Here is a 12409-nt window from a genome sequence, read left to right as displayed (position 1 = left end):
CCTCAGCCCCGGTCGACCGTCGCCTCCAGGGCAATGCGGTGCTCACCCGCGTACACGTTCATGGAAGGACCCCGCAGAAAGCCGACCAGGGTCAGTCCGGTCTCGGCCGCCAGATCGACTGCGAGGGACGACGGTGCCGAGACCGCCGCGAGCATCGGGATCCCGGCCATCACCGCCTTCTGGGCCAGCTCGAACGATGCCCGCCCCGACACCAGCAGAATCGCCCGGGACAGCGGCAGCCGGTGATCGGTCAGAGCCCGGCCGACGAGCTTGTCGACCGCGTTGTGCCGGCCGACGTCCTCCCGGACGTCGAGCAGCTCACCCGTCTCGGAGAACAGCGCCGCCGCGTGCAGACCCCCGGTCCGGTCGAAGACCCGCTGCGCGGCGCGCAGCCGGTCGGGGAGGGTGGCGAGCAGGGCGGGCTCGACCCGGACCGGGGGAGCGTCGGCGATCGGATGCCGGGTGGTGGTGCGCACCGCGTCGAGGCTCGCCTTGCCGCACAGCCCGCAGGACGACGTGGTGTACACATTGCGTTCGAGTGTGATGTCGGGGACCGGGACGCCGGGGGCGAGCTTCACATCCACGACGTTGTACGTGTTGACGCCGTCCGCCGTGGCCCCGGCGCAGTAGACGATTCCCTGCACCTCGGAGCCGTCACCGATCACGCCCTCGCTCACCAGGAAGCCCGCCGCCAGCGCGAAGTCGTCGCCCGGCGTGCGCATCGTGATGGCGAGCGGCCTGCCGTTCAGCCGGATCTCCAGGGGCTCCTCGGCGACGAGCGTGTCGGGGCGCGTGGAGACGGCCCCGTCCCGGATTCGGATGGTGCGGCGGCGCTCGGTGACCCGTCCCATAGCGGTTAAACCCGATTCTGTACGTGTTGGAAGCCGAACCGGCCCTTGATGCAGAGGTTGCCGTGGGTCACCGGATTGTCGTGCGGAGAGGTGACCTTGACGGTCTCATTGTCCTGCACATGGAGTGTGACCTTGCAGCCGGCACCGCAGTACGCGCAGATGGTGGTGGTCTCCGTCTGGGCCTGTTCGTCCCAGGTCCCGGCCGTGCGCCTATCGAATTCGGTCTTGAAGGAGAGCGCGCCGGTGGGGCACACCTCGATGCAGTTGCCGCAGTGGACACAGGCCGAATCGGTGAGCGGTGGACCGGGCGAGGGGACAGCAGACGATGTCAAGTCGACAGAATATTGTCTGCAGTATGCTTTCTGTGGTCAAGGCTGTTGCCAAGTCTCCAATGGCCGGGTGGTAATCCTGTGGGATCACGTGCCCCTGTACCGGGCGGTAGCGACCAAGACTGGTTGGTTCCTGCCATATGTAGCGAGGGGATCTTGTACATGACCGGCTCACGTGTCGTGGCGCTCGGCCACTATCAGCCCGCCAAGGTGCTCACCAACGACGATCTGGCGGCCATGGTGGACACCAGTGACGAGTGGATCACCAGTCGCGTCGGCATCAAGACCCGCCATGTCGGAGGCCCTGACGAGCCGGTGGACGAGATGGCCGCGCACGCGGGGGGCAAGGCGCTTGCCGCGGCGGGGCTGCAGCCCGCCGAAGTCGATCTGGTTCTTGTCGCGACCTCCACCGCGATCGACCGTTCACCGAGCATGTCGGCCCGGGTCGCCGCCCGGCTCGGCATGGGCTCGCCCGCGGTGATGGACATCAACGTCGTCTGCTCCGGCTTCACGCACGCCCTCGCCACCGCCGACCATGCGATCAGGGCGGGCGCGGCCGAGCGCGTCCTCGTCATCGGCGCCGACAAGATGGCGGACATCGCGGACTGGACCGACCGCAGCACCTGTGTCCTGCTCGGCGACGGAGCCGGTGCGGCGGTCGTCGTCGCGGACGTCGACGGCGGCGACCGGCCCGGGATCGGCCCCGTGCTGTGGGGCTCGGTGCCGGAGATGGGGAACGCGGTACGGATCGAGGGGACGCCCCCACGGTTCGCACAGGAGGGGCAGTCCGTATACCGCTGGGCCACCACGCAGCTGCCGCCCATCGCCCGCAGGGTGTGCGAAAAGGCCGGTGTCGCCCCCGAGGATCTGGCCGCGGTGGTACTGCATCAGGCCAATCTGAGGATCATCGAACCGGTCGCCAGGAAGATCGGTGCCGTCAACGCGGTCATCGCCCGGGATGTCGTGGATTCCGGCAATACATCCGCGGCGTCCATCCCGATGGCCCTGTCCAAGCTGGTGGAGCGCGGTGAGGTCCACAGTGGCGGGCCGGTGCTGCTTTTCGGCTTCGGCGGGAATCTCTCGTACGCGGGTCAGGTGATCCGCTGTCCCTGAGGGGCATTGTGCTCGGTAGACTGTAGACAATAAGCAATTGCTCGTCGCTCGGAGGGGGATCGCGATGTTGTCCACAGGGCTCCCGCAAGGGGCTGTGCCGAAGCTGGAGCGGCCCGGTCCGCTGCGCGAGCGCGTGTACGAGGCGCTGCTCGAGCTCATCACGACGCGTGTGCTCCGTCCCGGCCGGCATCTGGTCGAGAGCGAGCTGGCCGGCCATCTCGGAGTGTCCAGGCAGCCGGTGCGGGAGGCATTGCAGCGGCTGAACACCGAGGGCTGGGTCGATCTGCGGCCCGCCCAGGGTGCGTTCGTCCATGAGCCCACCGAGGAGGAGGCGGACCAGCTGCTCTCGGTCCGCACCCTCCTGGAGGCCGAGGCCGCCCGTCTTGCCGCGGCCAACTCCCCCGCCGCCGGGATCGCCGCCCTGGAGGAGCTCTGCGCCAAGGGTGAGCAGGCCGTCGCCGACGACGACGTGGACCTGGCGGTCGCCACCGACGCGGCCTTCCATGCCAAGGTCATGGAGCTGGCGGGCAATGTCGTCCTCTCCGAACTCGCCGGGCAGGTGGACCGCCGGGTGCGCTGGTACTACGCCCCGGTGGCCCGCCGGCGCGGCACCCAGTCCTGGATCGAGCACCGCTCACTCATCGCGGCGATCTCCTCGCGCGACGAGCGGCGGGCCACGGAGATCATGCGGGCGCACACGGAACACACGCGCAAGACGTACCACCAGCGCGAAGAGGGCTAGCGCGCGGCCGGACAGGTCGAGCGGTGTGGTGAGGGAAGGGTCTGGGCCTTGAGCCCAGGCCCTTTTCTGCGTTCCGCGCCGTCCTGGATCCTGGAGCCTTTCGGGTTTCTCACAGTCAGGTGTTCAATCGAACATCGATGTGTTAGAAATGAGTCATGGGTGTCGCCAATCGTCTGGACCTGACCCTGCGATTGGTGCAGGGCTCCGACCGGGTTTCCGTGTCGGAGCTCTCCCATCGCCTGGGAGTCTCCGAAATGACCGTCCGCCGGGATCTCGACGCACTGGAGCGGCAGGGGCTGGTGCGCAGGGTGCACGGCGGTGCGGTCGCCACGCGTGCACGTGAGGAGGGCGCGGGCTTCTCCGCCCGTGAGCCGTGGCAGGCCGCGACGAAGGACCGGCTCGGTGCGGCCGTGGCCGCGATGGTGGAGCCGGGATCGCGGGTGCTTCTCGACGCGGGCACCACCACCGTGCACGTCGCCGAGCACCTGGCCGAACGGGCGCCCCTGACGGTGGCGGTGGTCAGTCTTCAGGCCGCGGTCCGCCTGGCGGACCGGCCCGGGATCGAGCTGTTGATCATCGGTGGCCGGTCCCGCCCCGGTGAACAGTCGCTGGTCGGCCCGCTGGCCCTGCGCACCATCGAGGCGCTGGCCTTCGACTGCTTCGTACTGTCCATCGGCGGTGTGCACGCCGAGTACGGCTGGTCGGAGTTCTCGCTGGACGACGCGGCCGTCAAGCGGGCCGCGCTCGCGCAATCGGACCGGACCATCGCCGTTGCCGACGCGACCAAACTCGGGGTGCGCGCGTTCAGTCAGGTCGCAGCCGTGGGCGCGGTGGACGTGTTCGTCACCGACGGCGCGGCACAGGACGCCGCCACCCACCCCAATGGCCCGCTGACGCTGTCCGCCCTGCGTGATGCGGGCGTCCACACCGTCCTGGCCTGAGAACCGGATCCACCGCGAGGAGCGCACATCATGACCGCAGGCCTGGACACCCCCGACCGCCGCGGACGCACCGGTCTGGACCGGCACGGCCGCGACCTGACCGGCAATCCGCGGGTGCGCATCAGTGAGGTGGAGGTGCTGTCCTGCGACTGGTACGTCCTGCGCAGGACGACCTTCGACTATCAGCACAGCGACGGCCATTGGAGCCGGGAACAGCGCGAGACCTACGACCGGGGCGACGGAGCCACGATTCTGCTGTACCACCCCGGTCGCCGCACCGTTCTGCTGACCCGTCAGTTCAGGCTGCCCGCCTACGTCAACGGGCACCACGACGGGATGCTGATCGAGACCGCCGCCGGGCTGCTCGACGGCGACAGCCCCGAGGAAGCCATCCGCAGGGAAGCGGCCGAGGAGACCGGACACCTCGTCGGAACGCCCGAGCGCGTCTTCGACGTCTACATGAGCCCCGGATCGGTCACCGAACGCCTGCACTTCTTCGCCGCCCCCTACCGCTCGACGGTTGACACCGTCGGCGCGCACGGGGTCGCGGCCGAGGGCGAGGACATCGAGACCGTGGAACTCCCCTTCGAGGAGGCTCTCTCCATGGTCCGCTGCGGGGCCATCGCCGACGCCAAGACCATCATGCTGCTCCAGTGGGCGGCCCTGGACGGCCCGTTCCGGCACCGCTGACTTCCGACCCGACCCACCCCGGTGCACGCCCCGGACGTCACCCGCGCCGGTGGCCGGCCGAACAGCTTTGTCCTCGGTGTGGAGAAAGTTGTGGTGGATTCCTGCGCAACTTCTTCCCACTCCGGGCAACCGCTGCTACGTTCCCCTCGAAAGCCCGACGGACAGGCCGATGTGGCGGGGAGGGGCGCGTGAGACGTATGACGGCACGACCCGCGAATGCGCATCAGGCGCGACTGCTCAGGCTGTTGCGCGACGGCGGGCCCAACTCACGGGCACAGCTGGGGGATCAGGTCGATCTCTCCCGCTCCAAGCTCGCCGTTGAGGTCGACAGGCTGCTGGAGACCGGACTCGTCGTGGCCGACGGACTCGCCGCATCCCGCGGAGGACGTCGCTCGCACAACATCAGGCTCGCCCCGCAGCTGCGCTTCCTCGGCGTCGACATCGGTGCCACATCCGTCGATGTGGCCGTCACCAACGCCGAGTTGGAGGTCCTGGGCCACCTCAACCACCCCATGGACGTACGCGAAGGTCCCGTCGCCATCTTCGAGCAGGTGCTGTCCATGGCGGCCAAACTGCGGGCCTCCGGGCTCGCCGAAGGTTTCGACGGCGCGGGCATCGGCGTACCCGGACCGGTCCGCTTCCCCGAAGGGGTACCGGTTGCACCGCCGATCATGCCCGGCTGGGACGGCTTCCCGGTCCGCGAGGCGCTCAGCCAGGAACTGGGCTGCCCCGTCATGGTCGACAACGATGTGAACCTGATGGCGATGGGGGAGCAGCACGCGGGCGTCGCGCGCTCCGTGGGCGACTTCCTCTGCGTCAAGATCGGTACGGGTATCGGCTGCGGCATCGTCGTCGGCGGCGAGGTCCACCGCGGTACGACGGGCAGCGCCGGAGACATCGGCCATATCCAGGTCGAACCCGATGGACGCGCCTGCGCCTGCGGCAACCGGGGCTGCCTGGAAGCCCACTTCAGCGGTGCCGCGCTCGCCCGGGACGCCGAGGACGCGGCGCGCGCCGGGCAGTCGGCGGAACTCTCGGGCCGGCTGGAGGCGGCCGGAAAGCTCACCGCCGCCGATGTGGCCGCCGCCGCGGCCGCCGGTGACGCGACCTCGCTCGACCTGATCCGCGAAGGCGGCAACCGGGTCGGCCAGGTCATCGCGGGACTCGTCAGCTTCTTCAATCCCGGACTGGTGGTGATCGGCGGCGGTGTGACCGGCCTCGGTCACACGCTCCTCGCCAGCGTCCGGACCCAGGTCTACCGGCAGTCGCTGCCGCTGGCCACCGGCAATCTTCCCATCGTGCTGGGCGAGTTGGGACCGGCCGCCGGAGTGATCGGCGCCGCCCGCCTCATCAGCGATCACCTGTTCTCACCGGCCTGACCCTCGGGCCGGCAGTACATCGGCACAGTCCGGAAACACCCGCACCACCGCACCTGGTACAGCCCTGCCCGCTCACCGGCCTTCCCCAAGCTCTCGGCTGCGCTCGAGCAGGGGAGACCCCACTCGCCGAGGGGATTTGCCATGGCACCGGAACCACCCCTGCTCACCATGTCCGGCATCACCAAGTCGTTCCCCGGAGTACGCGCCCTCGACGGCGTGGACCTGGAGGTCCAGGCCGGCGAAGTCCACTGTCTGCTCGGGCAGAACGGCGCCGGCAAGTCCACCCTCATCAAGGTGCTCGCCGGGGCCCATCAGCCCGACGGTGGCGAGATCACCTGGCGCGGCGAACCGGCCGCGCTCAAGTCGCCCATCGCCGCGATGCGCCTGGGCATCGCCACCATCTACCAGGAACTCGACCTGGTCGAGGGCCTGTCGGTCGCCGAGAACGTCTTCCTCGGCCATGAACCCACCACCGCCCGCTTCGTCGTCCGCACCCGCGAGGGCCGCACGGCAGCCGCCGCACTGCTGAAGCGTCTCGGCCACCCGGAGATCGACCCGGCCAGGGCGGTCGGTGAACTGTCCGCCGCCCAGCAGCAGATCGTCTCCATGGCGCGGGCGCTCTCCCACGACGTACGGCTCATCGTGATGGATGAGCCGTCCGCCGCACTCGACCCCGACGAGGTCGACAACCTCTTCCGTATCGTCGCCGCCCTCACCGCCGACGGGGTCGCCGTCGTCTACATCTCGCACCGCCTGGAGGAGATCCGCAGGATCGGCGACCGGGTGACCGTGCTCAAGGACGGCCGGGCCGTCGCCGTGGGGCTGCCCGCCAAGTCCACACCGACACGAGACATCGTTGCCATGATGACCGGCCGCAATGTCGAGTACGTCTTCCCGCCGCGCACCACGGGCAGCGCGGGAGCGGCAGTGGCGGAGCCGGTACTGAAGGTCGAAGGACTGGCTAGGAAGGGCGAATTCGACCCGTTGGACCTCGAGCTGAGGCCCGGCGAGATCGTCGGCCTGGCCGGACTCGTCGGATCGGGGCGCTCCGAGATCCTGGAGACCGTCTACGGCGCCCGCAAGCCGAGCGCCGGACGGGTCACCGTGGCCGGCAAACAGCTCCGGCCCGGCAGCGTCCGCGCGGCCGTCGCCGCAGGCATCGGCCTCGCCCCCGAGGAACGCAAGGCACAAGCCCTGCTGATGCTCGAATCCGTCACTCGCAATGTCTCCGTCTCCTCCATGTCCCGCTTCTCCAGGGCAGGTTGGATCGACCGGGGGGCCGAGCGCCGAGCGGCCCGCATCGCCACCCGCGAGCTCTCCCTGCGCCCCGACAACCCGGACACCCCCGTCCGCACGCTCTCCGGCGGCAATCAGCAGAAAGCCGTCCTGGCCCGATGGCTGCTGCGCGGCTGCCGCGTGCTGCTGCTCGACGAACCGACCCGCGGTGTGGACGTCGGCGCCCGCGCCGAGCTCTACGCCGTGATCCGCCGGCTGGCCGACGAAGGCCTCGCCGTGCTGCTCGTCTCCAGCGAGGTACCCGAAGTGCTGGGCCTCGCCGACCGGGTGCTGGTGCTCCGTGAGGGCCGCGTCGTGCATGCGGCGGACGCCCGGGAGCTCGACGAGCACCGCGTACTCGACCTTGTGATGGAAGGGAGCCCGACGTCATGACGCAGCCCGTTTCCTCGGCGCAGCAGGGCGGGCCGGACAAGGGGGCCGTCCCCGCCCCGGTCGCCGAACCCCGTAAGAAGGACGGACCTTCGCGCACCTTCGGCCTGCGCGCGGACGTCCGTAACCTCTCGCTCCTCGGCGTTCTCGCCGTACTTGTCGCCGTCGGCGGATTCACCGAGCCCGATGCCTTCCTGGACACCGGAAACCTTCAGCTGATCCTGACCCAGTCGTCCGTCATCGGCGTCGTCACCGTCGGGATGACCTTCGTCATCACCAGCGGCGGCATCGACCTGTCGGTCGGTGCGATGGTCGCGCTCGCCTCCGTCTGGGCGACCACGCTCGCCACCCAGGAGTACGGCTTCGCAGGAATCCTGTTCACCGCCGTGATCGTCGGACTCGGTGCCGGGCTGGTGAACGGGGTGCTCATCGCGTACGGCCGGATGGTGCCGTTCATCGCGACGCTGGCCATGCTCGCCTCGGCCCGCGGGCTCGCCCTCCAGATCACCGACGGCAAGACCCAGATCGTCACCGTCAAGTCGGTCCTCGACCTGGGCCTGCCCGACTCGTATGTCCTCGGCATCCCGCCCCTGGTCATGATGTTCGCCGCGGTGACCGTCATCGGCTGGCTGGTGCTGAACCGCACGACCTTCGGACGGCGTACCGTCGCGGTCGGCGGCAACGCGGAAGCGGCCAGGCTGGCCGGTATCGACGTACGACGGCAGCGGCTCTACCTCTATCTGCTCTCCGGCCTCTGCTGCGGCATCGCCGCCTTCATGCTGATCATCCTTTCCGGCTCGGGACAGAACACCAACGGCAATCTGTACGAGCTCGACGCCATCGCCGCCGCGATCATCGGCGGCACCCTGCTCAGCGGCGGACGCGGCACCATCGTCGGCTCCGTGCTCGGTGTCCTCGTCTTCACCACCATCACCAACATCTTCGCTCTCAACAATCTGCAGAGCGACGTCCAGCAGATCGCCAAGGGCGCGATCATCGTCGCCGCCGTCCTGGTCCAGCGCCGCACATCGGCGCACGGGGAGACCTGAGCCCCCGGGCGCACTCCCGGCAGCTCCGCTTCTCCATACCGCCCACCGTCCCGAACGCCATATGTGACATGTCACGCACCGGATGAAGGGTTTGACAGCCATGCCAGAAACCAGCCGCAGAGGACTGCTCTTCGGCACCGCAGCCGTCTCCGCGGGCGCCCTCCTCACCGCCTGCACCAGCAACGAGCCCAAGAAGTCGGAGACCGCGCAGAGCAATCAGCCCGCCGCCGACGACAAGCCCGGCAAGCCCGTCACCATCGGCTTCGCGGGCCCGCAGGCCGACCACGGCTGGCTCAACGCCATCAACGAGAACGCCAAGTCGCGAGCGGCGAAGTACTCCGAGGTGACCCTGGAGATCACCGAGGGCTCCAACGACACCGCCGCCCAGATCGGCCAGGTGAAGACCCTCATCAACAAGAAGGTCGACGTCCTCGTCATCCTCCCCGCCGACGGCAAGGCGCTCACCCAGGTCGGTCTGGAAGCGATGAAGGCGGGTATCCCCGTCGTCAACCTGGACCGGATCTTCGCCTCGCCGCAGGCGTACCGGTGCTGGGTCGGCGGCGACAACTACGGCATGGGGCTGAATGCCGGTACGTACATCGGCGAGCAGCTCAAGGACAAGGCGAATGCCAAGGTCGTCGAGCTGGCCGGCATCGACAACCTGGAGCTCACCAAGCAGCGCAGCCAGGGCTTCGCCGACGCGCTGAAGAACTACCCCAACATCAAACTGGTGGCCCGTCAGGCAGCCGATTTCACCGTCGAGTCGGGCCAGGCGAAGATGGCCCAACTCCTTCAGGCGCAGAAGAAGTTCGACGCCCTGTGGAACCACGACGACGACCAGGGCGTGGGCGCGCTGCGCGCCATTCAGCAGGCGGGACGCGACGAGTTCCTGATGGTCGGCGGCGCGGGCGCCAAGTCCGCGATGGATGCCATCAAGGCCGACAACAGCGTGCTGAAGGCCACCGTTCTCTACCCGCCGACGATGGCCGCGTCCGCCATCGACCTGGCCCGCGCCCTCGGACAGGGCAAGGGCATCGGCGGCCTGGCCGAACTGGAGATCCCGACCAGTCTCACCCTCTACTCGGCCGTGGTCACCAAGGAGAACATCGACCAGTACCTGCCGACGGGCTTCAGCTGATACGCCCCGCAGGAGGGTGCTGACCCTCCTGCCGCACCCATCGAACGACCGACAAGGAGGAAGCCCGGATGGCCCGTAGGGAAGAGACGGATCAGGAGGCCGCAGCGCCGCCGCCGACATATCGGCCGATGACGAGTGCGCCGACGCTCGGAGTCGGCATGGTCGGATACGCGTTCATGGGCGCCGCCCACTCTCAGGGGTGGCGCACCGCCGGACACGTCTTCGAGCTGCCGATGAAACCGGCTCTCGCCGCGATCTGCGGACGCGACCGGGCAGCGGTCGAGGCGGCGGCCGCCCGTCACGGCTGGGCGGCGGCGGAGACCGACTGGCGGGCCCTCATCGCCCGGGACGATGTGCAGCTCGTCGACATCTGTACCCCCGGCGACAGCCATGCCGAGATCGCCATCGCCGCCCTGGAGGCGGGCAAGCACGTGCTGTGCGAGAAGCCGCTCGCCAACACGGTCGCCGAGGCCGAGGCCATGACCGAGGCGGCACAGCGCGCGGCGGCCCGCGGTCAGGTGGCGATGGTGGGCTTCAACTACCGCAAGGTGCCCGCGATCACCTACGCCCGGCACCTGATCGCCGAGGGGAGGATCGGCACCCTGAGGCATGTCCGCGCCACCTACCTCCAGGACTGGCTCGTCGACCCCGATTCCCCGCTCACCTGGCGGCTGAAGCGGGAGCACGCAGGCTCGGGAGCGCTCGGCGACCTGGGGGCGCACATCGTCGACCTGGCCCAGTATCTGGCGGGGGAGCTGCTGGTCGGGGTGTCGGCGGTCAGTGAGACGTTCGTACGGGAACGGCCGCTGCTCGCCGGTTCGTCGGCCGGGCTCTCCGGCGCCGCGGACTCGGCCGCGCGAGGAGCGGTGACCGTCGACGACGCGGCCCTGTTCACCGGCCGGCTCGCCTCCGGGGCGCTGGCCTCGTTCGAGGCGACCCGGATGGCGGCCGGTCGGAAGAACGCGCTGCGGCTGGAGATCAACGGGGAGCGCGGCTCGCTCGCCTTCGATCTGGAACGGCTCAACGAGCTGTCCTTCCACGACCACACCGAACCCGCCACCACGGCAGGGTTCCGGCGCATCCTCGTCACCGAACCCCAACACCCCTACCTGGAGGCGTGGTGGCCGCCGGGCCACGCCCTGGGCTACGAGCACACCTTCATCCACCAGGCCCGTGACCTGGTGCGGACGATTGCCGAAGGGACTGCTCCCGCACCGTCGTTCGCCGACGGACTGCAGGTGCAGCGGGTGCTCGCAGCGGTGGAGGAGAGCGCCGAGAAGAACTCCGTACACACCCCCGTAGTTCTCTAGGAGGTCCTGCGCATGCCCCGTCCCTTCACACTCTTCACCGGCCAGTGGGCCGACCTGCCGCTGGAGGAGGTCTGCCGGCTCGCCCGGGACTTCGGGTACGACGGGCTCGAACTCGCCTGCTGGGGCGACCACTTCGAGGTCGACAAGGCTCTGGCCGACCCCGGCTATCTGGACGGGCGGCGGCAGCTGCTCGACAAGTACGGACTGAAGTGCTGGGCGATCTCCAACCACCTCGTCGGCCAGGCGGTCTGCGACAACCCGATCGATGAACGGCACCAGGGCATCCTGCCGGCACGGATCTGGGGCGACGGTGAACCCGAAGGGGTGCGCCGACGGGCCGCCGCTGAGATCAAGGACACCGCCCGCGCGGCCGCCGCCTTCGGGGTGCGTACCGTCATCGGCTTCACCGGCTCCTCGATCTGGCACCTGGTCGCGATGTTCCCGCCCGTCCCGCCGCAGATGATCGAGCGGGGTTACGAGGACTTCGCCGAGCGCTGGAACCCGATCCTGGACGTCTTCGACGCGGAGGGCGTGCGGTTCGCCCACGAGGTGCACCCCAGCGAGATCGCGTACGACTACTGGACCACGCACCGCGCTCTGGAGGCCGTCGGTCACCGGGCCGCGTTCGGGCTGAACTTCGACCCCAGCCACTTCGTCTGGCAGGACCTCGACCCGGTCAACTTCCTGTACGACTTCCGGGACCGGATCTACCACGTGGACTGCAAGGAGGCCCGAAGGCGGCTGGACGGCCGCAATGGTCGCCTCGGCTCCCATCTGCCGTGGGGCGACCCGCGGCGCGGCTGGGACTTCGTGTCCGCCGGGCACGGTGATGTGCCGTGGGAGGACGTCTTCCGGATGCTCCGGTCCATCGAGTACGAGGGGCCGATCTCCGTCGAGTGGGAGGACGCGGGGATGGACCGGCTGGCGGGTGCGCCGGAAGCGCTTGCCACGCTGAAGCGGTATGACTTCGAGCCGCCGTCGGCGTCGTTCGACGCGGCGTTCGGGGGCGGGGACTGACGGGTCCTCCCGGGGGCGCTGCCCCCGGGCCGGGAAGCGGCGGGGCGGGGGTGAGCCCGCCGCCACCCCGCGCTCACCCCTGCCCTCACCCCGCTTTGTCCTGACGCGGGAAAAAGTTCAACAAGACCGCTGCGTAAGGACTTTCCGTCCCGGACGAACAGGTCTACCGTCCCCAACGTGTTCAT

At 69.3% G+C, this 12409-nt stretch carries 11 protein-coding genes and 1 pseudogene; 10 read left to right on the top strand and 2 right to left on the bottom strand.

Going from position 1 to position 12409, the window contains the following annotated elements; genetic code table 11:
• Window positions 1–2: 2 nt before the first annotated feature.
• Together fdhD and NRF20_RS08320 are read right to left on the bottom strand one after the other, a co-directional pair.
• The gene (gene fdhD, locus NRF20_RS08325) at window positions 3–851 is read right to left on the bottom strand and encodes a formate dehydrogenase accessory sulfurtransferase FdhD (protein ID WP_413752319.1); all 849 of its coding nucleotides are present in this window, start codon (window positions 849–851) and stop codon (window positions 3–5) included.
• 5 nt (window positions 852–856) lie between these two features.
• A pseudogene (locus NRF20_RS08320) lies at window positions 857–1150 on the bottom strand (4Fe-4S dicluster domain-containing protein); the annotation flags it as partial.
• Between the two features lie 192 nt (window positions 1151–1342).
• Between NRF20_RS08320 and NRF20_RS08315 the strand changes: the two are divergent.
• The 10 genes from NRF20_RS08315 (at window position 1343) to NRF20_RS08270 (ending at window position 12224) form a co-directional block, all read left to right on the top strand.
• On the top strand, window positions 1343–2293 hold the full coding sequence (locus tag NRF20_RS08315) for a beta-ketoacyl-ACP synthase III (RefSeq protein WP_398630628.1): 951 nt from the start codon (window positions 1343–1345) through the stop codon (window positions 2291–2293).
• 64 nt (window positions 2294–2357) lie between these two features.
• Window positions 2358–3035, top strand: a complete 678-nt coding sequence (locus NRF20_RS08310) for a GntR family transcriptional regulator (protein WP_413752318.1) — start codon at window positions 2358–2360, stop codon at window positions 3033–3035.
• Between the two features lie 155 nt (window positions 3036–3190).
• On the top strand, window positions 3191–3976 hold the full coding sequence (locus NRF20_RS08305) for a DeoR/GlpR family DNA-binding transcription regulator (protein WP_398630630.1): 786 nt from the start codon (window positions 3191–3193) through the stop codon (window positions 3974–3976).
• Between the two features lie 30 nt (window positions 3977–4006).
• On the top strand, window positions 4007–4666 hold the full coding sequence (locus NRF20_RS08300; protein ID WP_398630631.1) for an NUDIX domain-containing protein: 660 nt from the start codon (window positions 4007–4009) through the stop codon (window positions 4664–4666).
• Window positions 4667–4863: 197 nt separating this feature from the next.
• Complete coding sequence (locus tag NRF20_RS08295) at window positions 4864–6045, top strand: ROK family transcriptional regulator (RefSeq protein WP_189279017.1); 1182 nt, start codon at window positions 4864–4866, stop codon at window positions 6043–6045.
• 141 nt (window positions 6046–6186) lie between these two features.
• The gene (locus NRF20_RS08290; protein ID WP_398630632.1) at window positions 6187–7713 is read left to right on the top strand and encodes a sugar ABC transporter ATP-binding protein; all 1527 of its coding nucleotides are present in this window, start codon (window positions 6187–6189) and stop codon (window positions 7711–7713) included.
• Window positions 7710–8759, top strand: a complete 1050-nt coding sequence (locus tag NRF20_RS08285) for an ABC transporter permease (RefSeq protein ID WP_398630633.1) — start codon at window positions 7710–7712, stop codon at window positions 8757–8759. The genes NRF20_RS08290 and NRF20_RS08285 overlap by 4 nt, the downstream gene beginning before the upstream one ends.
• 100 nt (window positions 8760–8859) lie before the next feature.
• Window positions 8860–9897: a substrate-binding domain-containing protein gene (locus NRF20_RS08280; RefSeq protein WP_114247671.1), complete on the top strand. Its 1038-nt coding sequence runs from the start codon at window positions 8860–8862 to the stop codon at window positions 9895–9897.
• A 68-nt stretch (window positions 9898–9965) separates the two neighbouring features.
• On the top strand, window positions 9966–11207 hold the full coding sequence (locus NRF20_RS08275; RefSeq protein WP_398630634.1) for a Gfo/Idh/MocA family protein: 1242 nt from the start codon (window positions 9966–9968) through the stop codon (window positions 11205–11207).
• 12 nt (window positions 11208–11219) lie between these two features.
• A complete protein-coding gene (locus NRF20_RS08270) occupies window positions 11220–12224 on the top strand; it encodes a sugar phosphate isomerase/epimerase family protein (protein WP_398630635.1) in 1005 nt (334 codons plus the stop codon).
• Window positions 12225–12409 lie beyond the last annotated feature (185 nt).

This window comes from Streptomyces sp. R-74717 (assembly GCF_047305335.1).
Lineage (GTDB): Bacteria > Actinomycetota > Actinomycetes > Streptomycetales > Streptomycetaceae > Streptomyces > Streptomyces atratus.
The sequence above is the reverse complement of the archived record's forward strand: the minus strand, read 5'-3'. Positions and strand labels throughout refer to the sequence as shown.

Bases quoted from the DNA above. Each gene is read 5' to 3' on its own strand.
- fdhD (WP_413752319.1), bottom strand. From the start codon at position 851: ATGGGACGGGTCACCGAGCGCCGCCGCACCATCCGAATCCGGGACGGG.
- NRF20_RS08315 (WP_398630628.1), top strand. From the start codon at position 1,343: ATGACCGGCTCACGTGTCGTGGCGCTCGGCCACTATCAGCCCGCCAAG.
- NRF20_RS08310 (WP_413752318.1), top strand. From the start codon at position 2,358: ATGTTGTCCACAGGGCTCCCGCAAGGGGCTGTGCCGAAGCTGGAGCGG.
- NRF20_RS08305 (WP_398630630.1), top strand. From the start codon at position 3,191: ATGGGTGTCGCCAATCGTCTGGACCTGACCCTGCGATTGGTGCAGGGC.
- NRF20_RS08300 (WP_398630631.1), top strand. From the start codon at position 4,007: ATGACCGCAGGCCTGGACACCCCCGACCGCCGCGGACGCACCGGTCTG.
- NRF20_RS08295 (WP_189279017.1), top strand. From the start codon at position 4,864: ATGACGGCACGACCCGCGAATGCGCATCAGGCGCGACTGCTCAGGCTG.
- NRF20_RS08290 (WP_398630632.1), top strand. From the start codon at position 6,187: ATGGCACCGGAACCACCCCTGCTCACCATGTCCGGCATCACCAAGTCG.
- NRF20_RS08285 (WP_398630633.1), top strand. From the start codon at position 7,710: ATGACGCAGCCCGTTTCCTCGGCGCAGCAGGGCGGGCCGGACAAGGGG.
- NRF20_RS08280 (WP_114247671.1), top strand. From the start codon at position 8,860: ATGCCAGAAACCAGCCGCAGAGGACTGCTCTTCGGCACCGCAGCCGTC.
- NRF20_RS08275 (WP_398630634.1), top strand. From the start codon at position 9,966: ATGGCCCGTAGGGAAGAGACGGATCAGGAGGCCGCAGCGCCGCCGCCG.
- NRF20_RS08270 (WP_398630635.1), top strand. From the start codon at position 11,220: ATGCCCCGTCCCTTCACACTCTTCACCGGCCAGTGGGCCGACCTGCCG.